Annotated in this window: 23 protein-coding genes; 15 read left to right on the forward strand and 8 right to left on the reverse strand. The window is 36.0% G+C overall.

The genetic code is table 11. The features are described 5' to 3' along the window. The first annotated feature begins 89 nt into the window (after positions 1–89). The 5 genes from A1704_RS01210 to A1704_RS01230 all read left to right on the forward strand — a co-directional run bounded on the left by A1704_RS01210 (position 90) and on the right by A1704_RS01230 (position 4,584). On the forward strand, positions 90–725 hold the full coding sequence (locus tag A1704_RS01210; RefSeq protein ID WP_062669694.1) for a porin family protein: 636 nt from the start codon (positions 90–92) through the stop codon (positions 723–725). A gap of 230 nt (positions 726–955) precedes the next feature. Continuing rightward, entirely contained in the window at positions 956–1,576 is a 621-nt protein-coding gene (locus tag A1704_RS01215) for a porin family protein (RefSeq protein ID WP_062669696.1), read from the forward strand. A gap of 205 nt (positions 1,577–1,781) precedes the next feature. Beyond that, positions 1,782–2,369: a porin family protein gene (locus A1704_RS01220; protein WP_062669698.1), complete on the forward strand. Its 588-nt coding sequence runs from the start codon at positions 1,782–1,784 to the stop codon at positions 2,367–2,369. 431 nt (positions 2,370–2,800) lie between these two features. Continuing rightward, a complete protein-coding gene (locus A1704_RS01225) occupies positions 2,801–3,499 on the forward strand; it encodes a porin family protein (protein WP_065119536.1) in 699 nt (232 codons plus the stop codon). A 365-nt stretch (positions 3,500–3,864) separates the two neighbouring features. Further along, a complete protein-coding gene (locus A1704_RS01230; protein WP_062669702.1) occupies positions 3,865–4,584 on the forward strand; it encodes a porin family protein in 720 nt (239 codons plus the stop codon). A gap of 89 nt (positions 4,585–4,673) precedes the next feature. Here A1704_RS01230 and A1704_RS01235 read toward each other — a convergent pair whose 3' ends face one another. The 6 genes from A1704_RS01235 to A1704_RS01260 form a co-directional block, all read right to left on the reverse strand. After that, entirely contained in the window at positions 4,674–5,621 is a 948-nt protein-coding gene (locus A1704_RS01235; RefSeq protein WP_062669704.1) for a glycerophosphodiester phosphodiesterase family protein, read from the reverse strand. A gap of 144 nt (positions 5,622–5,765) precedes the next feature. Then, positions 5,766–7,265 carry an amidophosphoribosyltransferase gene (purF, locus tag A1704_RS01240; protein WP_062669706.1) on the reverse strand — a complete coding sequence of 500 codons (1,500 nt, stop codon included), beginning with the start codon at positions 7,263–7,265 and terminating at the stop codon, positions 5,766–5,768. Between the two features lie 99 nt (positions 7,266–7,364). Further along, positions 7,365–8,087 (reverse strand): phosphoribosylaminoimidazolesuccinocarboxamide synthase, encoded by a 723-nt coding sequence (purC, locus tag A1704_RS01245; RefSeq protein WP_047430685.1) that lies wholly within the window; start codon positions 8,085–8,087, stop codon positions 7,365–7,367. 36 nt (positions 8,088–8,123) lie between these two features. Continuing rightward, positions 8,124–8,819, reverse strand: a complete 696-nt coding sequence (locus A1704_RS01250; RefSeq protein ID WP_062669712.1) for a DUF3307 domain-containing protein — start codon at positions 8,817–8,819, stop codon at positions 8,124–8,126. Positions 8,820–8,821: 2 nt separating this feature from the next. Next, entirely contained in the window at positions 8,822–9,427 is a 606-nt protein-coding gene (locus A1704_RS01255) for a SatD family protein (RefSeq protein WP_034698295.1), read from the reverse strand. 446 nt (positions 9,428–9,873) lie between these two features. After that, the gene (locus A1704_RS01260) at positions 9,874–11,787 is read right to left on the reverse strand and encodes an endonuclease (protein ID WP_062669714.1); all 1,914 of its coding nucleotides are present in this window, start codon (positions 11,785–11,787) and stop codon (positions 9,874–9,876) included. Positions 11,788–11,978: 191 nt separating this feature from the next. Between A1704_RS01260 and A1704_RS01265 the strand changes: the two genes are divergently transcribed. The 10 genes from A1704_RS01265 (at position 11,979) to A1704_RS01310 (ending at position 21,393) form a co-directional block, all read left to right on the forward strand. After that, positions 11,979–13,118: an acyl-CoA dehydrogenase family protein gene (locus tag A1704_RS01265; protein WP_062669716.1), complete on the forward strand. Its 1,140-nt coding sequence runs from the start codon at positions 11,979–11,981 to the stop codon at positions 13,116–13,118. 21 nt (positions 13,119–13,139) lie between these two features. Then, positions 13,140–13,637 carry a DinB family protein gene (locus A1704_RS01270; protein WP_062669718.1) on the forward strand — a complete coding sequence of 166 codons (498 nt, stop codon included), beginning with the start codon at positions 13,140–13,142 and terminating at the stop codon, positions 13,635–13,637. A gap of 365 nt (positions 13,638–14,002) precedes the next feature. Then, entirely contained in the window at positions 14,003–16,933 is a 2,931-nt protein-coding gene (locus A1704_RS01275) for a reprolysin-like metallopeptidase (protein ID WP_062669720.1), read from the forward strand. Positions 16,934–17,406: 473 nt separating this feature from the next. Further along, positions 17,407–18,120, forward strand: coding sequence for a glycohydrolase toxin TNT-related protein (locus A1704_RS01280; RefSeq protein WP_062669722.1), 714 nt, complete (start codon positions 17,407–17,409; stop codon positions 18,118–18,120). 10 nt (positions 18,121–18,130) lie between these two features. Continuing rightward, the gene (locus A1704_RS01285) at positions 18,131–18,541 is read left to right on the forward strand and encodes a hypothetical protein (protein WP_062669724.1); all 411 of its coding nucleotides are present in this window, start codon (positions 18,131–18,133) and stop codon (positions 18,539–18,541) included. 114 nt (positions 18,542–18,655) lie between these two features. Beyond that, on the forward strand, positions 18,656–19,387 hold the full coding sequence (locus A1704_RS01290) for an energy transducer TonB (protein WP_062669726.1): 732 nt from the start codon (positions 18,656–18,658) through the stop codon (positions 19,385–19,387). Positions 19,388–19,491: 104 nt separating this feature from the next. Next, positions 19,492–19,959 carry a pyrophosphohydrolase domain-containing protein gene (locus A1704_RS01295; RefSeq protein WP_034694493.1) on the forward strand — a complete coding sequence of 156 codons (468 nt, stop codon included), beginning with the start codon at positions 19,492–19,494 and terminating at the stop codon, positions 19,957–19,959. 3 nt (positions 19,960–19,962) lie between these two features. Then, positions 19,963–20,526, forward strand: a complete 564-nt coding sequence (locus tag A1704_RS01300) for a TlpA family protein disulfide reductase (RefSeq protein WP_062669728.1) — start codon at positions 19,963–19,965, stop codon at positions 20,524–20,526. Positions 20,527–20,529: 3 nt separating this feature from the next. Next, complete coding sequence (locus A1704_RS01305) at positions 20,530–21,135, forward strand: DUF4230 domain-containing protein (protein ID WP_062669730.1); 606 nt, start codon at positions 20,530–20,532, stop codon at positions 21,133–21,135. Positions 21,136–21,207: 72 nt separating this feature from the next. After that, positions 21,208–21,393, forward strand: coding sequence for a hypothetical protein (locus tag A1704_RS01310; protein ID WP_062669731.1), 186 nt, complete (start codon positions 21,208–21,210; stop codon positions 21,391–21,393). 98 nt (positions 21,394–21,491) lie between these two features. Here A1704_RS01310 and leuB read toward each other — a convergent pair whose 3' ends face one another. Together leuB and leuD are read right to left on the reverse strand one after the other, a co-directional pair. Further along, positions 21,492–22,616 (reverse strand): 3-isopropylmalate dehydrogenase, encoded by a 1,125-nt coding sequence (gene leuB / locus A1704_RS01315; protein WP_062669733.1) that lies wholly within the window; start codon positions 22,614–22,616, stop codon positions 21,492–21,494. Next, positions 22,597–23,205: a 3-isopropylmalate dehydratase small subunit gene (gene leuD, locus A1704_RS01320; protein WP_062669734.1), complete on the reverse strand. Its 609-nt coding sequence runs from the start codon at positions 23,203–23,205 to the stop codon at positions 22,597–22,599. The genes leuB and leuD overlap by 20 nt, the downstream gene beginning before the upstream one ends. Positions 23,206–23,220 lie beyond the last annotated feature (15 nt).

Consider the following 23,220-nt stretch of genomic DNA (forward strand, 5'->3'; position numbering starts at 1 on the left):
ATTTGAAAGATACTCTCCGTTCAACTGAAAAGCTGGACAAGTAGTAAAATTTAAAATTAAGAAAGAGTAAAATTAAAAAAATTAAAGTTATGAAAAAGTTAATTTTAGGATTAGCGTTAACTGCAGGAACATTCGCATTCGCTCAACAGACAGGAAACACATCTTCTAATCCGGTAACATTTGGGGTAAAAGGAGGTATGAACGTTTCTTCCCTTTCAAAAGATAGCGGTCTTGATGATCAAAAATCTAAAATAGGATTCAACGCAGGTGTATTTGCCAACATTCCATTAGCCGCTTCATTCAGCGTTCAGCCAGAGGTTCAGTATTCACAATATGGTAATAAATCAGATTATACGTTAGCAGGAACTAAATATTCAGCTTCTACTAAACTAGATTATATTACAGTACCGGTAATGTTCCAGTACAACCTTATTCCAAATCTTTATGTGGAAGCAGGACCTGAATTTGGGTTCATGGTAAGTGCTAAAAACAAGTTCAAAAATGAATCAAACGGGCAGTCAAGTACTACAGACAACTACAAAGACAATTTAAATACATTTAACTTTGGTATTGGTCTTGGAGCTGGATATTATTTCACTCCGAACTTAGGACTTACCGCAAGATATGTTGCAGGTTTAACAGATGTAGCGAAAAACAGACCTAGTGGATCTGATGCTACAAGAAACAACCTATTCCAGGTAGGATTAGCTTATAAATTTAAGTAAGCTACATATTCACTAACAAATTTTATATTCAATAAAAAAGAACAGATTAATTTTTTAATCTGTTCTTTTTTATGTTAAAATAACAAAGTGTCGACAGAATAACAAAAATACATCCCAATTTGATGATTTATGGATTTGTTAAAAACCCATAAAGTCTTTATACAAGGAGTTTACCGGCATATTGTTTGTTGCTTCTCGGACGTTAAACAACGTAAAAATTAAACTAATCTATGAAAAAGATTTTTCTGGGCCTGGCACTTATCGCAGGTACTTTTGCTTTTGCTCAAAGCACTTCAACTTCTACAGAGGCTACTACTCCATCCACATCTTCACCCAAAATCAAATTCGGTTTGAAGGCGGGATTAAATGTTTCCAACCTTTCTAATATGGATATGAATTCAAAAGCCGGATTCTATGGTGGTGTTTTTGTGAATATTCCTGTCGCTAAGGATTTTTCTGTTCAGCCGGAAGTATTATATAATGCTGTGGGAGCTAAAGAGAAAGGAGGCAGCAATGCAAAACTTAATTTAGAATATCTTTCCGTACCTGTAATGTTCCAATATAAAGCACTTCCCAATCTATATGTGGAAGCAGGACCACAATTTAGCTTTTTAATTGATGCAAGATTAAAGAAAAGCGCTTCTACTGGTGCTTTAAAAAATGCAACTCAATCGTTCGACTTTGGAATCGGGTTGGGAGCCGGTTACAATTTAACCAAAAACATTGGCGTGAATGTAAGATACACTGCAGGATTATCTGATATTGTAAAAACAAAATACCAATACGGATATGACAGAGAAGGATCTGTTAGAAATGGTGTATTCCAGGTAGGAGTAAACTACAAATTCTAAAGCTTTATTAAGCTTTTTTCATTAAATTTTTATAATTAAAGTGGAGTCGGATTAAAATTAATCCGACTTTTTTAATGCGATAGAAAAATTATTCTTCAAAAACCACAATAAATGGTACATTCACAGTACATTTACACTTTGGCATACAGTTTGTTTCTTAATGAAAAGTTAAATAAAACTTAAAAACTATTAAAATAAAAAACTTATGAAAAAGATTTTTTTAGGCCTTGCCCTAGTAGCAGGTACTTTTGCTTTCTCTCAGAAAACTTCCACAGCTTCCGCTTCGCCAGTTAGATTTGGTGTAAAAGCAGGTCTTAATATCTCTACTCTTTCTGATAATGACTTCAACTCTAAAGCCGGATTTTACGGAGGAGTATTCGCTAATATTCCTGTAGCTCAGGACTTCTCTTTCCAACCGGAAGTAATGTACAGCGGAATGGGAGCAAAATTTAAAGCAGACAGCGATGCTAAAGCAAACCTAGATTACATCTCTGTTCCTTTAATGCTTCAGTACAATGCTCTTCCTAATCTATACCTGGAGGCTGGACCACAGTTTAGTTTCCTTGTGAATTCAAAATTAAAATATAAATCAAACTCTGCAGATGCCAAAGATATTTTCAAATCATTTGATTTCGGAATTGGTCTTGGAGCAGGATACTATTTCACACAAAATATCGGAGTTACTGCAAGATATGTTGCAGGTTTAACAGATGTAGCGAAAAACAGACCTGATTTATCTGAAGATAAAGCGAAAAACGGAGTATTCCAATTTGGTTTAGCTTACAAATTCTAAAAACAAACTTTCTATTCAATACAAAGCCGGATTATAGTAAATCCGGCTTTTTTATTGTTTGAATATTTTTTGGCAAGAAATTTGCGTACAGAATAGTAATTGTACTCTATTCCGGAATTTCCAATTTTACAGTTCCTGTTTTACAATGAATAGGTATTGATTCAATTGTGTATTCAATTGAAATTCAAAACAAACTCTAACTATTACCATTAATTTTTAACGAGAACTGCAAGAGATAGCTGGACATTAGAGTGCACAACAGAATACTGAAAAGTGTTTTGTTTTATTTAAAATACATTTTGATTTCAATAGAAAAAGTCAGGTTTATTAGTTTAATCCTGACTTTTTCGCATACCGTATGATTTTTATCACTTCTTATCTTTATGGCAGATATTTTGCCACAAAAAAAACAGAAAATAAAACTTATAATCATGAAAAAAATTTTTCTAGGACTTACACTTGTTGGCTCTTTTTTAATGAATGCTCAGGAAAAAGAAAAGTCTCCTACCCAACCATCTTCGGTAAAATTTGGGATTAAAGCTGGTTTCAATGGTTCTACTTTCAGCAGAGGGGAAAGAAACGAAGTTGATAATAACGAAAAAATCAAAGCCGGTTCACATATCGGAATATTTGCCAATATTCCTGTTGCTGAAAAATTCAGTATACAACCCGAGCTTCTTTTCAGCCAGCTAGGGTCAAAAACGGAAGATCTCTTTATTCATGATTCCGGAGATTATTTTACGAAGCAGGAATATGAGTACAAAACTAATCTAAACTACCTTACTCTTCCTATTATGGTTCAATACAATATTCTTCCTCAATTGTATGTGGAAGCAGGACCTGAATTCGGATTACTTCTGGGAGGAAAAATAGAAGGAGACGGAAGAAACGAAATAAGATATGATAATACAACGACTGTTAATTCTGAGAATTTCTCTAATAAAATTTCAATGAAATTATATAATAAATTCAATTTTGGAATTGGAATTGGCGCAGGATATTATTTTACACAAAATTTTGGAGTAACTGCGCGATTCACAGCAGGTATAACAGGAATTTTCAAGAATGATTACGGTAGTAAAGTCAAAAACAATGCGCTTCAGCTTGGAGTGGCTTATCGCTTTAAATAGAGATATTTATTATTTTCAAAACGGATGCCGGGCTTTTAAGAGTCCGGTATTTTTATTTTTTATTCTTAAAAAGAGCCCGGAAGAGTTATTAATCCCTGAAAAAGTCAATTCCAGTTCAAAATTTTTCATGATTTCAATTATCAATAATAAAGCGCATTGAGCATTCAACTATTTTCACAAAACATTCAGTTTACAAAACATTTATTCATCAAAAAGGGATAAATGGTTTAAAATAAACTTTTCAAAAACCATTTGAAAAGCCCTTTAAACAGGCATTTTTCGACTTTGGCAAGCAATTTGCAAAATACTTGGAGTCTGATTGAGAGATATCCGACACACAAATAGTAAAATTAAAAAATAAAATTATGAAGAAGTTATTTTTAGGATTAGCATTAACTGCTGGTACACTAGCTTTTGCTCAGGAGACAGAAACAAAGACGGAAACGAAAACAGTCAATGCATCACCACTAAAAAAAGATGTTCAGCCTATTAGATTCGGGATCAAAGCAGGGGGAAACTCAGCGTATTTCAGCCAGCAGAAATTTGGAATCAACACACAACAACTAGGTTTCCACGCAGGTGCATTCGTTAATATTCCACTTTCAAAACATTTCAGCTTACAGCCAGAGGTATTATACAACCAAATGGGGGCAAAAGATGTAATGTATTCTACAGAAACTGACAATGGAGTAACGAATGTAAAAACTAAAGTACAGAGCAGAGTAAAAATGGATTACATTTCAGTTCCATTAATGGTTCAGATGAGACCTACTGACAAATTTTATATTGAAGCAGGACCTGAATTCAGTTATTTCATTAACGGGAAAAATAAAGGAGAATCTACTGTAGCAAGTACTACTGGAGGTGTTACAACAACTACTTCAAGTTCTCACTCTACAGATATCGACAAAGATATGATCAACAAATTCAACTTTGGTTTAGGCCTTGGTTTAGGATATGATATCACTTCCAATATCGGTATCAATGCAAGATATGTAAACAGCTTAACAAAGATTGATAAGAGCATGTCTGCCGCTGAAAACAACAACAGAGTATTTCAGTTAGGTCTTAACTACAAATTCTAATTAAGAACCAATTTTTTAACCGAAGTGCATTAACCTTGCACGCATAAAATAGCCGGAAGATTTTCTTCCGGCTATTTATATCAAAAGTTTTATTCAAATATTCTCGGATCATCACTGATCACACCATCTATTCCCATTTCTTTTAATTCCTTTAATCTTTCTCTGGTATTCACAGTCCATGGGATTACTTTCATGCCTAATGAGTGGCATTCCTGTACTAATTGAGACGTTACAAGATTGTGTTCCGGACTGTAAATAGTAGGAGTGAAACTCAGGAACTTCATATCTCCGGCTACTCCACTCAGATGATCTGGATACATTTTGAACTTTTCCACAGAAATATTTTTAAAATAAGCCTGCTGCTGGGCCAGTTTTTTATCATCTACCTTTTCCACAAGTAAAGCGGTCATGATTTTAGGATATTCTTTATGAAGAATTTCCAGTGTCCGTGGATCAAAAGATTGAATGATTACCCTGTCCTGAATATTTTTTTCTACAATAATCTTCATCATCAGATCTACAAATTCTTTCGGTTCAGGATGAAAAATGTTATCAGAAAAGGGACGTGTTTTCGTTTCTATATTGTAAAAAGGCAGTGGTCTTTTCAATTCGCGTGCATAGGCCTCACAAGCATCAATGACGTCTGAAAAGAGCGGTTTCTGAGCCTTCATTTTCTTTTGATCAGGATAATTATTCAGTTTTTTTAATCCTACGTCAAATGTTTTGATCTTTGCGTAAGGCATTTCATATATTTTGTAATAAAAGCCTGAATCTTTGGGAATGTAAGTTCCATCCGGCTTTGTAACCAGTTCGGGTGAAAGAAAAGCATCATGGGAAAGAATTACTTTTTTATCTTTTGTAACGGCCAGATCCATTTCCAATGTGGTAACATTCATTTTTAATCCGTTTTTCATAGCCGGTATTGTATTTTCCGGGTAAAGGGATTTTCCTCCACGGTGTGCCTGCTTGTCAAAAGACTGCGAAGAATACAATTGGGTAAATACCAGAAAAATACCCGTAAAAAGTGCGTTTTTCATATCCTGAAGTTTTAATCTGACAAAATTAAAACTCCATTATATATTGTATAATACAGGAATATTAAGCTTTTGCTACATTTAAACAACAAAAGAGCCGGATTACAAATCCAACTCTTCTATTTTGATATATTTCAGATAAAGAGATTAATTGAATAAATCTATCTCTTCTCCTTTTCCAACAGGATATTCTTCTGTAAAGCATCCGAAACAGTGATTAGCTGATCCTAAAATGTCTTTCAGGTTGTCTATGCTTAAAAACTCTAAAGAATCTACCCCAAGATAATTTTTAAGTTCTTCCGTAGTCATATTCGCTGAGATAAGATCATCTTTAGACGGAGTATCAATTCCCAGATAACAAGGAGCAATAATGGGTGGAGAAACACTTCTGAAGTGAATCTCTTTTACGCCTGCATCTTTTAAAATTTTAACCAGTCTTTTAGATGTTGTTCCACGAACAATAGAATCGTCAATAATGACTACTCTCTTGTCTTTCATCTCAGAGATGATCGGGTTCAGCTTAAGGTTTACTACCCTTTCTCTCATTTCCTGTGTAGGAACGATGAAACTTCTTCCGATATATCTGTTTTTGATCAAAACCGGACGGAAAGGTATTCCTGAAGCTTTAGAGAAACCAATAGCAGCCGGAACTCCTGAATCCGGAACTCCAATCACCAAATCAGCTTCTACAGGAGCCTGTTCCCAGATTTTCTCTCCGGATTTTTCTCTGATCTCGTAAACATTGATATTTTCTAAGGTAGAGTCAGGTCTTGCGAAATAAATATATTCGAAAGAACAGATTCTCTGCTTACCCTTCGCTTCATCCATCATATAAGAATGAAGTTTTCCAGGTTCGTTTTCGTTGGTATAAATGATCTCACCAGGAAGGATATCACGTACATACTGAGCACCCACAGCATCCAATGCTACAGATTCTGAAGCTACTACATAAGATTTTTCATCAATAGCCCCCAATACTAACGGACGGATACCGTTGAAGTCTCTGAATGCAAAGAATTTGTTTCGGGTCATCCCTACTACAGAATAAGCTCCTTCAATCTTTTCCATGGTTGCTTTAATCGCTCCACGAAGACCTAAATCAAGGTTTTTCTGAATCAGTCTCAGGATAACTTCAGAATCGGAAGTCGCTCTGAAAACCACGCCTTCAGCTTCTAATTCTGCTTTTAATTCTTTGGCATTGGTAAGGTTACCATTGTGTGCTATAGAAAGTATAATCTGGTCATATTCGTTTTTCGCGAAAAATGGCTGAAAATTATATTTCTTCTTATCTCCTGCAGTGGTATAACGGGTATGCCCAATTGCAGAATTTCCCATAAAAGTTTCAGGTTCCTGAATTTCTTTATAAACATCCAAAACCAGTCCTTCGTCTTTCATGTTTGTGATTCTTCCATCCTTTAAAACGGAAATACCACAAGCCTCCTGACCTCTGTGCTGTAATGCAAAAAGGCCAAACTGTGAAAGAGAGAAAGTATCCAGATCATTATCTGAATACATTCCGAAGATCCCACATTCTTCATTAGGGGCATCCAGTCTTTCCTCTTCCTGAGTTCTGAAAAGATTCCTTCCGTAAGTCTGGGTTTCAAACTGTTTTAAATATTCACTTTTATGAATGTCTAAACTTTTCATTTCTATTTTTTCTAAATTAAAAGATTAAAAAATTTAACGATTAAAAAGATTACAGCCTGTTTAATTTTTAAATGGTTTAATCTTTAAATAAATTAAATCTTATTTCTGTAAAAGATTTTTAAGACGGTTATAGATTTCAACATAAGCCTCAGTAACTTCACCAAGATCTCTTCTGAATCTGTCTTTGTCTAATTTCTTCATGGTATCTTTATCCCAAAGTCTGCAAGTATCAGGAGAGATTTCGTCTGCTAAGATGATTTCACCGTCTGAAGTTTTACCTAATTCGATTTTGAAATCTACCAGGATGATATTGATTTTGTCAAACAGGTCGATAAGGATATCATTGATATCTGAAGATAACTCATACATTTCGTCAAGTTCTTCGTAAGTAGCTGCTCCTAAGAAAACGGCATGGTGATCATTGATAAGCGGATCTCCCAATTCATCTTTTTTATAACAGATATCGAAGATCGTTACAGGAGATTTAATTCCTTCTTCCACTCCTAATCTTTGCGCCATGCTTCCCGCAGAGTAGTTTCTTACTACCATTTCCAAAGGAATGATAGATACTTTTCTTACCAGCTGCTCTCTTTCGTCTAATTTTTGGATGAAATGAGTTTTGATCCCTTTTTCATTTAAATATTCAAAAATAAGAGTTGTGATGGCGTTGTTCATTTCTCCTTTAAGGTCTACCTGACCTCTTTTTTGAGCATTAAATGCTGTAGCATCGTCTTTGAAACGTACTACTACTTCATCAGGATTATCGGTTGCAAATACTTGTTTTGCTTTCCCCTCGTACAACATTTCTTTCTTTTGACTCATAATTTTACTTTCTAAATTGTAGTTAGATTTATTAATTTATTTTATTATTATTCCTGTTAAGACAGCCAGTCCAAAACTCAGCAGTGTACCAATTAATACATATTCTGTAAGCTTTCTCTGTTTTGCCTGTGCAAGGTCGCTGAATCTGAAAACAGATTTGGCAGCCACCATGAAACCTACGCCTTCCCAGTGATTCACCATAATAAAAGTGAAAACCAGCAGGCGTTCTAAAATTCCGATATATTTTCCGGCACTTGATAAAGATTCGGTTTGAATAGTATTGGGGCCATCCGGAGCAGGCGTCCATGATGACAATAAGATTTTTATAAAAATAGAAGCCGGTGTTGTTAAAAACAGTGCCGCCATAATTACCTTTAAAAATTCCTGATTCTGTAAAAATCCAAAGCTGAATTCCTGGAAATAAAAAGAAACTCCGCCAATCACCAGAATATGCAGCAGCTGATCTATGAAAAACCATCTTTTCTTAGTCTTTACATTCTGGAAACTAAGCTTGGCTGCATCAATAATAAAGTGAGTTATTCCCACTAATACAGCAACCCACCAAAGCTGAAGATCCCAAATAAAAATCAGACTTAAAACAATGTGAATCAGAACATGAATGTATAAAAACTTACTTTTCAGTTTATAGTTTTCCTTATCTGCAACCCATGAATTTGGCTGAAGTATAAAATCTCCGAGTAGATGTGCCAATATGAGTTTGATGAAGATCATGCCTATAATTCTGAGATTTTCTTTCTGAAATACTGATTGGTTTCAACGATGAGCTCATAGTTGGCTCGTTTCAGTCTCTGGCTTACCGAAGACTGTGAAATAGCAAATCTCTTAGCAAGATCCTCCTGTGTGATATCCTGATTCATGATCATTTCATGAATAATCTCTGCCGTAGCCATCGTCCAGTTATCAAAATCCTTGGACGACCATTTCAACAGGATATTAAGATCCCTGTCCACCGGATCACTGGAGGTTTTAATAGCAACCGTATGACCGTCACTTTTAAGATCATTAAGCAGTCTTCCTGAATTAACATAAGCTGTACCATTAGATTCAGTGATCTTCTCAGAAGAGAAACTTTCCTCACCAATACCTATGGCCATTCTTACATCCAGATTTTCGACACTTTTAATAAGAGATTTTATGGCTAGAAAACGCCAGAAAACGTCATCAATTTTGCACTTGAACTGAAACTCATCTCCCCTGTAGATTTCCCATGTGTGAGGAGCGCTTCCCCATTTTTCGAGAAGATGTTTAAGTCTGGTAATCCAAACTTCAGTGTCCGCATGCTGTGAATTTATAATATCACCGGTAATGACCGCTATCATACTGCAAATATAAGCATAATTACTTATATATAAAAATATAAGCAGCAACACTTATAGATATTGATTATTAGTGAATCAGCTTATATCAATGATATAGTAAACATAAGGTTTTTAAGGCGTTATATAAAACTACAAAATTACAGAAATGCAAAAAAATGTTCGATCTTTTAGTATTATATTTACTTTAACTCTACTTTTTTCATTTTTTTCAGGCAAGAAGCTGTTCCTGCTATCCGCTAATACTCCTCGCTCCTACCTACTCCGGCTTCTTAACCCTCCATTTCTCCCACTTCTACTGCGGGGTAACCGCTGCTATCAGGGCTAGGACAGTCAGTGCGAGCAAGGCGAAGCAATCTCCTGAATTATTTCTACACCATATAAAAATAGAACTAACAGGTTTTAAAAACCTGTTAGGTTTAGCTGATAGTATTTAAATCTGATGTTATTTACTTTTTAATAAACTGATGTACCTTTTCATCAAGCTTCAGGAAATAAGTTCCCGTTGGAACATCTTGTACAGAAATATGTTTCTTATATCTGAAAGGATCTTTTTCGGTATAAATCACTTTTCCCGAAAGATCTATGATTTGGGCTATTTTTACTTTGTCAACCGCTCCTTTCACATAAAGATAATCATCAGCCGGATTGGGATAGATAATAAATTCATTATTGTCAGCAATCAATTCTGCTGTAGACAATGTGCCACCAAGGTTCTGACAGTAATTGGACGGATAAGAATCCCATTCACTGATAGTAAAAGTATTATTAGGCTGATTGATGGTGTTCTTTCTGTATAAAGATACGTTCCCGTTATTATTGGTCGTGTATTTTACCCCGATAGCATCTACTGTAACTGTTTTGTTATACGCAAGTTCCACATAATTTCCTCCCGCAAACATCATAGGATCAGAAGCTGTAGCAAATCTTGCCTCATCAGGAGTATAACATGATAAAGTGCCTTTCGGATTCAGGATAACAAAAGTTTCATTGTTTCCTACCCTGCCTTCCAATTCATATGTGTCACCATTATAGAAATCTCCGGATAGACTATTTTTAAACTGAATATTAATTCTGTAATTATTTAAATTAACCTCATGTCCTGTTTTATTGACGATTTCCAGCGCATTATTTTTCACAGATTCCGTATTTGTTCCGGATATATATTTGGTAATGATAAGATCCGAGGCATAGGAATCCGAAGCAATTGTTGAGGCTGTCACCGTATTACTGAATGGAGATTCCAGGTATGCTTTATCAAAAGCTTTCACCGTAAAAGTATAGATGGTTGACGGGCTCAGATGATCGATGCTGATGGAAGTCCCTTTTGTAACCGCAACAGGTGTCGCTGATCCATTCATATAAACTCTGTAGCCTAAAACATCATTATTAGGAGAAGCCGTCCAGCTCAGATTCACAAAATAAGCATTCTGCTGGGTTGAAACCAGTGATCCGGGAGCTGCGGGAGCAATATTATCAGGCGTTTCGGACCAGATCATATCAATCCACTCAGGATGATCTATAAATGGATTTCTGTTTTTTTGTATAGTATAAACAGCATTGTTCCGGTCAATTTCTCTTTGTGAAACAGGATCTGCTGCACTCCATTGTTTCAGCATTGCAATATAAGCAAGATCAACCGCTCTTTCTTCCGTTCCATCCAATGGACACTGATCAGTAGCAGGAGTAAGATTGGCCGAAGTAGTATAAGCTGTATTGAATGAACCTAATTTTCCTTCATACCGTACTGCAAAATACAACAAGCTCCTGGCAATATCACCTTTGAATTCATTAATAGGTTCATACACTCTTCCGGTATAAGGATAATTGGGAATAGCTGCATTGGATATTCTCGAAGTGTTGGAAAAAATATAATGGTTGGTATTATTTCCTATTCCATAAGGATAATTGCTCCTGCGCTGGTTGATCCATCCATCAACAGGAATTATAAAATTCAGATCCGAATACATAGGATAATCACTGATAGATGAGCTTGTACTGAATGTACTCTGCGGCATCATGTGTTCTCTGTTATATCCCTGGCCTTCCATGCCGACACCTGCTACCAGCTGATCCGCAGTATATTCATAAGAATCAGGTCCTGAAGGAATTTCAGAATAGATATCCAGCAGATACTGAGTATTGGAAGCATCATGATCATAATATTTATCCAGATCAGTCTGTCCATACAACACCTTAAGATCGTCATAATGCCAGTTGACCATCTTTTCAGAAATAATATCATGAAGTTTTGATTTCAGAGCATATCCCGTCAATCCGGCAGTTCCGTCGTAATATCCGGCAGGAACCTGCGCAGAAATATAAGAGGAAATTAAAATGATAGGAAGTAGAAATTTTTTCATGCTTTAAAAATTGGGGAACTAAAATAGTGAAATAAAAAACGGAAAGGACTGAATATTTTATTAATAAAGTATTAATTCTGAAAGTATAAAAATTTGAAAACTAAAGGGATTACCCTTTAGATATTACGATTGAAATAATTTATTTTAGCATTCCATCAATTTGGTTATCTTTGGGAACTAACTATTATTATATGAATACAGAGACTATTGACAACATCAAAATGATAGCGGAAACCGCTAGAGAATTCGCAGAAAAGAACATCAGACCGAATATTATGGAATGGGATGAAAGCCAAACGTTTCCAAAAGAGTTATTCCACCAATTGGGTGAGATGGGTTTTATGGGAATTGTAGTTCCTGAACAATATGGAGGTTCCGGCTTAGGTTATCATGAGTATGTTACTATTCTGGACGAAATTTCTCAGGTTGACCCATCTATTGGTCTTTCTGTAGCAGCACACAACTCACTTTGCACCAATCATATTTATGAATTTGGAAATGAAGAACAAAGACACAAATGGCTTCCTCAGCTGGCTTCCGGAAAAGTAATCGGAGCTTGGGGACTTACAGAGCACAACACAGGTTCTGATTCAGGAGGCATGTCTACTACAGCTGTAAAAGATGGTGATGAATGGATCATCAACGGAGCTAAAAATTTCATTACTCACGCTATTTCAGGAGATATTGCCGTAATAATGACAAGAACAGGAGAAATAGGTGCTAAGAACAACTCTACTGCTTTTGTTTTAGAAAAAGGAATGCCTGGTTTTACTTCCGGAAAAAAAGAAAATAAACTGGGAATGCGTGCTTCTGAAACAGCAGAATTAATTTTTGATAACGTACGTGTACCGGATTCTCACCGTTTAGGAGAGGTAGGCGAAGGCTTCAAGCAGGCTATGAAAGTTTTGGACGGAGGTAGAATTTCTATTGCTGCATTAAGTTTAGGTACTGCAAGAGGAGCTTATAAAGCTGCTTTGAAATATGCAAAAGAAAGACATCAGTTCGGAAAACCTATTGCAGATTTCCAGGCAATCAACTTCATGTTAGCAGATATGGCTACAGAAATTGATGCCGCTGAACTTCTTATCCAAAGAGCTTCTACACTTAAAAATGCAAAACAAAAAATGACAAAAGAAGGAGCTATGGCTAAATTATATGCTTCTGAGGCTTGTGTAAGAATCTCAAACAATGCAGTTCAGATCTTCGGTGGATACGGATATACAAAGGACTTCCCTGCTGAAAAGTTCTATAGAGACTCTAAGCTTTGTACGATTGGAGAAGGAACTTCTGAAATCCAGAGACTGGTAATCGGAAGAGATATCACGAAATAACATTTTAAAATCCCAATACAAATGATTAAACAGGCACTTTTAGGTGAATTTCTGCATGAAGCTGAAAACACCAGAAAAATTTTACAGGCAATCCCCGACAGCGCACTAGACTGGAAACCGTCCGAAAAAAACTGGACAACCGGTCAGCTTGCCTCTCACATTGCTGAAGTATACAATTGGTACGAATCCACTTTCAATAAGGATATTTTTGATATGGGTACGTATAAGTATGACAAAGGAGATATTTCCAAAGCGGAGAATATCCTTGCAAAATTCGAAGAAAATGTTGCCAACGCACAGAAAGCTCTTGAAAACTCGGATGAGAACACTTATTTCAATGAATGGAAAATGGAAATGGATGGAAATGTACTTTTCCCTCCTATGCCAAAGGTTCAGGTGGTAAGAGCTTTTCTTTATAATCATTTGTACCATCACAGAGGTGAGCTTGTGGTTTACCTAAGATCAACCGGAAATAAAGTTCCGGGACTTTATGGCCCCACTGCTGATGATAAAATGTAATTAAGGATTACATACATTAAATATAGTAAGCTGTTTCATTCTGGAACAGCTTTTTTTGTCTACTGAATACGGAACAGCATAACAAATTCAATTTACTAACATTATCCACATATCTTTAAATAATTATCAATTTATATTGTCTCATTTTAATTAAATAACAAACAAAATATCAATATATTGTTTTTTTTGAAATCAACACATCCTTCATTACTTTCACTTTTCTGTATTAATGAGCCTTTTCAATTATATATAATGTATTGCATAATATATTATATATAAACTCCAAATATTCCTTAAAAAATTTTGTTTTCCGTAATATATTTTTTATTAGATTTGATATTCCACAATCAAATTTAATATTTAATATGAAAAAACAATTAACGCTGATTGGAATGCTCCTTATTTCGGGTATTTCTTTCGCACAGACTGACCGTCTTTGGTCTGAAGGTTCAAAAAGAACTTCATCAGAAATCTTTGCAAACAAAACCGGCATCAGCAATCCTAAGGTATACAACTTGGATATCAACGGATTGAAAAACATTCTGGCAAAAGCTCCCAAGAGACTGGCTGCAGGCGAAAAATCAGAACTCATCATCTCTTTTCCGAATTCTGAAGGCAGAATGGAAAATTTTAAAGTGAGGGAGAATTCCAATTTTGCCCCTGAGTTGGCAGCAAAATATCCGGATATCAAATCCTATGTAGGACAAGGTCTGGATGATCCTAATTCCACAGTTTATTTCAGTGTTTCTCCACTAGGACTGTCATCTATGGAAATTTATGGTGACAAATCGGCTGTTTTCATCGAGCCTTACACCAAAGATCTTTCTTCGTATGTAGTGTACAGAAAATCTGACAAAAAAGATGATCTTAACAAATTTGAATGTACCGTGGTGGATGCCGCACAGAAAGGAGTTTCCAATTCTGCTCTTGCAGCAAGACCTAACGCTGACGATGCCAAACTGAGAACATTCAGACTGGCATTATCGTGCACAGGAGAATACACCACTTATTTCGGAGGTACAAAAGCTCAGGCTTTAGCAGCAATGAACACCACAATGACCCGTGTAAACGGTGTTTTTGAAAAAGATTTCGCTGCAAGAATGGTTCTGATTGCCAACAATGATGCTGTCATCTACACCAATGCGTCTACAGACCCCTATTCTGCTGCTTCAGGAATGAGCAACTGGAATTCACAGCTGCAAAGCACTTTAACATCTGTAATTGGCGAAGCTAATTATGACATCGGACACTTGTTCGGAGCTTCAGGAGGTGGAGGAAATGCAGGCTGTATCGGCTGTATCTGTACAAACGGATCAAAAGGAAGTGGTTATACTTCTCCGGCAGATGCCATTCCTTCAGGAGATAATTTCGATATCGACTATGTAGCTCATGAAATGGGACATCAGTTCGGTGGAAACCACACCTTCTCCATGAATAATGAAGGAACAGGTGCCAATATGGAACCAGGTTCAGGATCAACCATTATGGGATATGCAGGAATTACCAGCCAGGATATCCAGCCGCATTCTGACGCGTTTTTCCATGCAATCAGTATCCAACAAATCACCAATAATATTAAAGCTAAAACCTGCTCTGTTAATACCAATACAGGAAATTCAATTCCTACAGCCAATGCAGGATTAGATTATACTATTCCAAAAGGAACTCCATTCGTACTGACAGGAACAGGAACGGATGCTGACGGAGATTCTTTAACCTACATCTGGGAACAAATGGACAACGCTTCTTCTTCTCAGACAGGAGCAAGTTCCGCCGCAAGTGCTACAAAAGCCTCAGGACCTAATTTCAGATCATGGACTCCTACTACTGCACCTGTAAGATATTTTCCAAGAATGGCTTCGATTTTAACCGGAGCAACTACTACAGCTGGTTCTGAAATCACAGTTGAGGCTCTTTCTTCAGTTGCCAGAACATTAAACTTCAGATTTACTGTTCGTGATAACAAAGCAGGAGGTTCAGGAAATAATTCCGATGATGCTGTTATCACTGTTAACGGAACTGCCGGACCATTCAATATCACTTCACAGAACTCTGCAACAACATACGCCGGAGGAAGTTCTCAGACAGTAACATGGAATGTGGCAGGAACTACAGCCAATGGGGTAAATGCTGCTAATGTGGATATCCTTTGGTCTACAGACAGTGGAAATACATGGACTACTCTATTGGCAGGAACTCCGAATGATGGCTCACAGGCAGTTACTATTCCTAATGCCAATACAACGACAGGAAGAATTATGGTAAAAGGATCAAACCACATTTTCTTTGATGTTAACAATGCTAACATCTCTGTAAATGCAGGTTCCGGAACTCCTGACACCGTTGCTCCTACCGCGCCTACCCTTGCAGCTTCAGGAACTACAGCTACAACCACTAACCTTTCATGGTCTGGAGCTACAGATAATGTTGGTGTTACTGGATACGATGTATATCAGGGAGCTTCATTAATTGGTTCTACGGCTTCTACTACATATACTGTAACAGGACTTTCACCGACAACTACGTATTCTTTCTCTGTGAAAGCAAAAGATGCGGCAGGAAATGCTTCTGTTTCCAGCAACACTGTAAGTGTTACGACTCTTTCCGGAGGAACGGTTACTTATTGTTCTTCTTCGGCCTCAAACACAGCAGATGAAAGAATAGGAAATGTAACCTTTGGATCTATCAATAATACGTCTACAGGAACTGCAGGATATGAAAACTTCACTTCAGTTTCCACGAATGTTACAAGAGGAAGCGCTTACACAATTTCCATTACTCCGGTTTGGACTTCCACAAAATACAGCGAAGCTTACGCGGTTTATATTGATTACAACGGAGACGGAGACTTTACAGACAGCGGAGAACTGGCATGGACAAAAGCAGGTTCTACAACAAGTCCGGTTACAGGATCTATTACAATCCCGGCTACCGCTACTGTTGGTTCTACAAGAATGAGAGTAATGATGAAGTATAGTTCAATCCCTACTTCTTCATGTGAAGCTTTCACTTACGGACAAGTAGAAGATTATACCCTTAATATTGTTTCTTCCGGAAAAGGAGATCTTCATAGTACGAAAGATCTGATCACCGATGTGAAACTTTATCCAAACCCTGCAAGAGATATACTTTATATTTCCAATACAACTTCTGAAGATTATAAAATCTTCGATATGGGTGGAAAACTAATAGACTCAGGAAAACTACAAAGAGGATCCGTGAACGTAAGCAACCTTATCAAAGGTGCTTATATGATTCAAATCGGAGAATCTTCTAAGAGATTTGTTAAAAACTAATCCTTTACAATTAAACGATGTAAAAACTGCTCCTTATGGGGCAGTTTTATTTTTTTAAAGTAAAATATCATCACAATAAACAATTATAAATGAAATTAATTACATAAAAACATTTTATTTAAAACAAAATAACTATAATTTGAGTTTTTTAATTTAAATTTATCGCATAACAATATTTTATTGTGCCGTTTACCCAGATTGTATTTAAGGGAGCTCCAAAGCCGTTTTTGATGTCTCATGCAGCTGCTGTTTTTGACTCTATTTTGGAGTAAATTGATATTTCTACACTTTACTGTCAGAAAAGTGTATTATTAAAACAAATTCCAGCCTCAAAAATTTCTCTTACTGAACAGAAAATCATTACTAATCCTCATTTCAGTAATTCATTTAAAATCTTTGTAAATAATATGATGTTTCAAAAAGGTAATTCCCTCTAATACCTCACTATTTTAAAATAATTTTAAATTTTTTATATGAAACATTTATTTAAGTACATCTTTTTTTTAGCCATCACTTCTTTCTCGGTTGCCTGTAGCTCTGATGATGATGAAGTAATAGACATCAATCCTGATGTGACCACTGTATTCTACAAAAATGCGGATGAATTGGCAGTAACCTATGATCCCGGTAATTCGGTAAGTCAAGCCATAAAAAATCAAGCTTATGACCTTTACAAAAGGGGAAAATGGAGTGAATTGGAATCACTTTTTAAAGCTAATAATTTAAATGGTGGATGGCCGCCTGCCAACGGAGGTTATAATATTGTTGATGATGTTCCTTTACAGGTTGGACAGAAATTCGACAGATACAGCGGAGCAGTTGGCAACTATACCGGTACCGGAGTTCCTACATTAGGAGGAAGTTTTACAAGTCCTATTATCAATGGTTACACTTATACTTTTACCCAAAGAGCATTAAATCAACCTGAAGACAAGTATGATTTTTACTATGAAATCGATGTTTTGAATAGTTCCATGCAGTTTAAAACCCAAACCGCAGACATCATTCCTTGGTTTAACCAGGCAGGGAAAGGAAAACAAACCATGTGGAAAATCCCTATCGACATCAACACGGGTTACCAGAAAACATGGAATAAGCTGGCTGAAGAAGGTTATATAAAAGTTACCATTAAGAAAAGCCCAAGCGGAAAATACCCTAATTTAGTAGGCACAGTTATTCAGCCATAAATCAACTCAGATGTATTCAATATCAGAAAAAATAAACCTAACCGAAAAAGCTACTGTTGAAAAAAACACCTTTATCAACGATGAAGCTGTTCCATCAGCAATAACCACTTTCACCTGCTGTCATTGCGGAAACAAAAATACTGTTGCAATAGTACCTTATGAATCAGGATTTCCTGTTCTGCAGCTGTATCATGAAGATAAAGTAGTATCTAAAGATGAATTGTTAAAGCACAAAATTGTCAACGGAACTTCTCAAAGAATGTTGCATTTCGGAGAATTAACAGTTAATGATTTACCTACTTTATATTTTGGTATCGATTGCACTTCCTGTCATTCAAAATATATAGGCGTTTTCAGCTATGGGGAAAAGCAGCCAGGATTGATGATATTGACTATCTCCGGAATCTGGAAATATGAGTAATTGAAATCTTATCTATATCCTATTAAAAGTCCACAAGTTTCAGATTGTGGACTTTTTCTTACTTTAGTGAAGAAATTAATAACATTATTGATAACCAGGAAAACACATTAATTCATGAAAAAGATTACTTTACTTCTTTTCATGCTGTTCTTTGAGCCAGCATATTCACAAAAAACACTTGCCCAGTATCCTGATAACCAGTTTCCATACCAAGGAGGTTCTATCCAATTGTTCTCAGATGTGCAGGACTATTTCCTGAAAAGCGGCTCAAAACCATGTGATCAAAATGAGATGTATTTTGTAAGCCTAAAGATTGATGAGAATGGTAAACCTGCTTTAGTAAAGAAAAAGAGCGATGAGCCTATTATAGAAAAGAACAAATGTGCTTTTACTCTTGCTGTCAAATCCTTAGGGAGCTTAAAAAACTGGCAGCCTGCAGAACAAAACGGACAGAAAGTTGCCGCTTATTTCGATTTTCTATTTCAACCCAAAGATTTTTTTGAAAATTACAAACCCAATTACGATATTGTTAAATCATATCAATCCGCTGCCATGCCCGGAGGGATGAAAGCATTTAGAAAAGAAGTTGTTGAAAGCTTAAATAATTATTTGGATTGGGAAACTTACAACCCAAAAGGAACATTTCTTATATCCTTTTCAATAGATGAAAATGGAGACATCACCAATGTAGATATTGAGCCCAAAGTAGAAAACAATAAAATTCTTCTTGAGGATGTAAAATTTGCTCTGAAAAAAATAAAAGGGAAGTGGAGTCCGGCAAAAAAGAATGGAACAACAGTAAAATCATGGTTTAGAATGCCTATTAACTTTAATTCGCGGGAATAAAATAAAAACAATAGACAGCCTGCGCTTTTGAGTCTCATATTTTACTCGTGTACATTTCACATTTTACAAATCCTTTTCTATCTTTGTGGGAAATAAAAAAATTCATGGATAAAATTGATAGTCTGAACCAAGTAGCAGAATTCCATACTACTTTCAAAGCCCCTATTTTAGATACCCCACAAATTCCTTCTCCGGAAAGATGCAATCTGAGAGTAGAACTTTTACAGGAAGAATTAAACGAACTGAAGCAGGCAATTGCTGACAATAATATTGTAGAAATTGCTGATGCATTGTGTGATCTTCAGTATGTTTTGAGTGGTGCTGTACTGGAATTCGGACTTGGCAACAAATTTGTAGAGCTATTCAACGAAGTTCAGCGCTCCAATATGTCGAAAGCATGTGATAATGAAGAACAGGCGAAGGAAACTGTTGAATTTTACAAAGAGAAGGAAGTAGAATCTTTTTATGAAAAGTCCGGAGAAAAATTCAATGTTTACAGACAGGCAGATCATAAAGTATTGAAAAACAAATACTACTCTCCTGCTGATTTAAAATCAATTATCGAAAAATAAAATATGAAAAAATTTATTACCAATATTGTTGCCTTTTCAACCTTGTTTTTGGCTTCACAACAGCTTACTGCACAAAAAGTAGTGGTAAACCGTGAAGTTGAAACCCAGAATGACGGCAAAATGCTTTTGGGAAACCAGTTGAAAGAGCAGTTTTTAAAAGCTCCTTATGCAGATTGGTATGTGAAAGAACATGATGAGTATGTTCTTGATCAAAAAGCAGTCAGTGAATTAAAAAAAGAGAGAATCGGAACCTATGATATTATTGTTTTTATGGGAACCTGGTGCGAAGACAGCCACAGAGATTTTCCAAGACTGATGAAAATATTGGAAGCCGTAGGTTATCCGGAAAATAAATTGAATATTATTGCTGTTAACCGTAAGAAAGAATCTCCTACCGGAGACGAAAGTCTTTACAATCTTCAGAAAGTTCCTACCATTATTCTGAAAAGATATGGAAAAGAAGTAGGTAGAATTATAGAAATGCCCACTACAGGATATATTGAAAGGGATTTGGTTCAAATTCTTAAAAAGAACGATTCATCTGTCATCAAAGAAATTTTTAAATAGATTTTGAGAAATTATAGAACAATATTATCCTTTGTAGCCGGTGCCGGTGCGATGGTGCTGCTGTTTTTTGGTCTGAAATCCTGCCTTAACCCTGGAAATAAAACTGAAAAATCGGATTATTATATCCTGACCAATCAGATTTCCAAGATGAATAAGATGGTGGTCATGGAGCAGAATACTTCCAGTATGCAGAAAACCAAAATGGGTTATGAAGTTTTTGGGAAAGAAATTTCCAGCAACAGCATTATTACGTATACCAAAACCAATGCACAGGTTTCTTATGATCTTAACAAAATGAAGATCGAAGTAGATTCCATCAATAAAAAGCTTATTATTACCGAGCTTCCTGATGCTGAGATCAGAATAACTCCAAGTGTTGAAATTCAATCTTTAGACGATTCTTTTATTAACAGGATCTCGGAAAAAGACATTAAAAATGTTACAGCTAAAGCTAAAGAAACGGCAGAAAAATCAATTGATCAGAATCAGTTGAGAACAGAAGGCCGTAAGCAGCTCATGGAAAACCTGAATAATATTTTTGTATTGGCTAAGGCTTTGAATTATGAAATAGAAGACAAGACCGGAAAAATTGGTATTCTGGGACTTTAGAAAAAAAAAATTCTGTTTGGCAAACCCTTTGAATGATAATATCCATATTTTTTACATTTAAAATTCAAACTCATGGATACAAAAGGAAAAACCACCAGGAAAGAATCTGCCAATACCGCAGAAACCCAAAAGCAAAATCAGGATTTCCAGAATATTCCTGCAGCATCAAAAAAGACCAATCCGCCTGATATTGATAAAGAAGATGTTCAGAAGTCTTCCAAAAACAAATCAGGAAAAACGGATAACACAAAAAAATAAAAGAGTTTTTAAGGCTTTATTTAATAAGGAAAAACGAAAAGTTCCGTCTCATACGAGGCGGAACTTTTCTTTCTAACTATCTAACTGAACTTTTGTTTCTATACAATGGTCGATTTTCCGATCTTAATATTTTCAAAATTGTAATAAGACTTTTCAGAATATCTGATATGATCGGCAATAAAGCTTCCCACTTCACTTGTGGAGTAATACTGTTTGCTATTAAGATCGATTGTGACATACTTATTCTCAATAGCATGCTCTACCGACTGTCTTAATTTTTCGGCTGCGGTCTTTAAACCAAGATGATCCAGCATCATCGCCACACTTAAAATAGAAGCAACAGGATTGGCAATTCCTTTCCCTTTCGCCTGTGGATAAGATCCGTGAATAGGCTCAAACAAAGCATTATTCTCTCCTACTGAAGCAGATGGTAATAATCCGATGGATCCTCCGATCACACTTGCTTCATCGGAAATAATATCACCAAACATATTTTCCGTTACAATGACATCAAAATGCTTAGGATTAAGGATCAGCTGCATGGCTGCGTTGTCCACAAACATATAATCAAGCTCTACATCCGGATATTCCGGTGCAATTTCCTGACACGTCTTTCTCCACAATCTTGACGTATCCAAAACATTGGCTTTATCGATAAGCGTAAGCTTTTTCTTTCTTTTCTGTGCTTCCTGAAACGCCATGTGCGCAATCGGAATAATATCTTCACGGCTGTATTTGCAGACATCATAAGCGTAAGCACCTTCCGGATCTGTAAATTTTTCACCAAAATAGATTCCGCTTACCAGTTCTCTGAAAATCTGAATATCAGCACCTTCAATAATTTCTCTTTTCAATGGGCTTTTATCAATCAGAGAGGCATAGGTTTTTAAAGGACGGATATTGGCAAACAATCCTAACTCCTTGCGAAGTTTCAATAATCCCTGTTCAGGTCTTACTTTCGCTTCCGGATTGTTATCAAAAACCGGATCACCAATAGCTCCGAACAGTACAGCATCAGACTCTTTACAGATTTTCAGCGTTTCTTCGGGCAAAGGATTTCCAGTTTTAAAAATAGCCTCTGCACCGATTAATCCATATTCAAAATGGAATTTACATTGAAAAGCTTCAGCAATAGCATCTAATATTTTAATGCTTTCACCGATGATTTCCGGGCCAATCCCATCTCCGGGAAGAACCGCGATTTTAAAATAATTGTCGCTCATTTGCTTTTTGTGTTTTTAATTCAAATTCTGTGATCGTCTGCTTTCTGCTGATTAAAAAATCAATATCGTCATAGCCATTCAGCAGGCATATTTTTTTATAGGAATCAAGCTCAAAGGTTTCTGTGGTATCTTTAAAGCTGATGGACTGTAGTTCTACATCAATAGCGATTTCATTATCAGGATTTTCATTGATACCCTCTAAAATTTCTTTTAAAAATTCTTCGGAAACTTTTACAGGAAGAAGGCCGTTATTCAAAGCATTTCCTTTAAAGATATCCGCGAAATAACTTGAAACAATGACCTTGAATCCATAATCCGTTAAAGACCAGGCAGCATGTTCACGACTACTCCCACAACCGAAATTATTTCCTGCAACAAGAATCTCACCACCGAATTTGGGATTGTTTAAAACAAAGTCCGGATTAGGTTCCCCAGTATGAATATTGAACCTCCAGTCTCTGAACAGATTTTCTCCGAACCCTTTTCTGTCTATACTTTTCAGGAATCTTGCCGGAATAATCTGGTCTGTATCTATATTTTCTGCCGGCAGTGGAACTGCACGGGATTTTAAAACAACTAATTTTTGCATTTACTTTTAATCTGT

The sequence above is a fragment of the Chryseobacterium cucumeris genome, from assembly GCF_001593385.1.
Taxonomy (GTDB): Bacteria; Bacteroidota; Bacteroidia; order Flavobacteriales; family Weeksellaceae; genus Chryseobacterium; species Chryseobacterium cucumeris.

Excerpts from the sequence above, each read along its gene's own strand:
- A1704_RS01285 (WP_062669724.1), top strand. The coding sequence starts at position 18,131 with ATGTATTCAATATCAGAAAAAATAAACCTAACCGAAAAAGCTACTGTT.
- leuD (WP_062669734.1), bottom strand. The coding sequence starts at position 23,205 with ATGCAAAAATTAGTTGTTTTAAAATCCCGTGCAGTTCCACTGCCGGCA.
- A1704_RS01250 (WP_062669712.1), bottom strand. The coding sequence starts at position 8,819 with ATGATCTTCATCAAACTCATATTGGCACATCTACTCGGAGATTTTATA.
- leuB (WP_062669733.1), bottom strand. The coding sequence starts at position 22,616 with ATGAGCGACAATTATTTTAAAATCGCGGTTCTTCCCGGAGATGGGATT.
- A1704_RS01215 (WP_062669696.1), top strand. The coding sequence starts at position 956 with ATGAAAAAGATTTTTCTGGGCCTGGCACTTATCGCAGGTACTTTTGCT.
- A1704_RS01275 (WP_062669720.1), top strand. The coding sequence starts at position 14,003 with ATGAAAAAACAATTAACGCTGATTGGAATGCTCCTTATTTCGGGTATT.
- A1704_RS01225 (WP_065119536.1), top strand. The coding sequence starts at position 2,801 with ATGAAAAAAATTTTTCTAGGACTTACACTTGTTGGCTCTTTTTTAATG.
- A1704_RS01300 (WP_062669728.1), top strand. The coding sequence starts at position 19,963 with ATGAAAAAATTTATTACCAATATTGTTGCCTTTTCAACCTTGTTTTTG.
- purC (WP_047430685.1), bottom strand. The coding sequence starts at position 8,087 with ATGAGTCAAAAGAAAGAAATGTTGTACGAGGGGAAAGCAAAACAAGTA.
- A1704_RS01230 (WP_062669702.1), top strand. The coding sequence starts at position 3,865 with ATGAAGAAGTTATTTTTAGGATTAGCATTAACTGCTGGTACACTAGCT.
- A1704_RS01310 (WP_062669731.1), top strand. The coding sequence starts at position 21,208 with ATGGATACAAAAGGAAAAACCACCAGGAAAGAATCTGCCAATACCGCA.
- A1704_RS01290 (WP_062669726.1), top strand. The coding sequence starts at position 18,656 with ATGAAAAAGATTACTTTACTTCTTTTCATGCTGTTCTTTGAGCCAGCA.
- A1704_RS01210 (WP_062669694.1), top strand. The coding sequence starts at position 90 with ATGAAAAAGTTAATTTTAGGATTAGCGTTAACTGCAGGAACATTCGCA.
- A1704_RS01295 (WP_034694493.1), top strand. The coding sequence starts at position 19,492 with ATGGATAAAATTGATAGTCTGAACCAAGTAGCAGAATTCCATACTACT.
- A1704_RS01280 (WP_062669722.1), top strand. The coding sequence starts at position 17,407 with ATGAAACATTTATTTAAGTACATCTTTTTTTTAGCCATCACTTCTTTC.
- A1704_RS01265 (WP_062669716.1), top strand. The coding sequence starts at position 11,979 with ATGAATACAGAGACTATTGACAACATCAAAATGATAGCGGAAACCGCT.
- A1704_RS01235 (WP_062669704.1), bottom strand. The coding sequence starts at position 5,621 with ATGAAAAACGCACTTTTTACGGGTATTTTTCTGGTATTTACCCAATTG.
- A1704_RS01260 (WP_062669714.1), bottom strand. The coding sequence starts at position 11,787 with ATGAAAAAATTTCTACTTCCTATCATTTTAATTTCCTCTTATATTTCT.
- A1704_RS01270 (WP_062669718.1), top strand. The coding sequence starts at position 13,140 with ATGATTAAACAGGCACTTTTAGGTGAATTTCTGCATGAAGCTGAAAAC.
- purF (WP_062669706.1), bottom strand. The coding sequence starts at position 7,265 with ATGAAAAGTTTAGACATTCATAAAAGTGAATATTTAAAACAGTTTGAA.
- A1704_RS01220 (WP_062669698.1), top strand. The coding sequence starts at position 1,782 with ATGAAAAAGATTTTTTTAGGCCTTGCCCTAGTAGCAGGTACTTTTGCT.
- A1704_RS01255 (WP_034698295.1), bottom strand. The coding sequence starts at position 9,427 with ATGATAGCGGTCATTACCGGTGATATTATAAATTCACAGCATGCGGAC.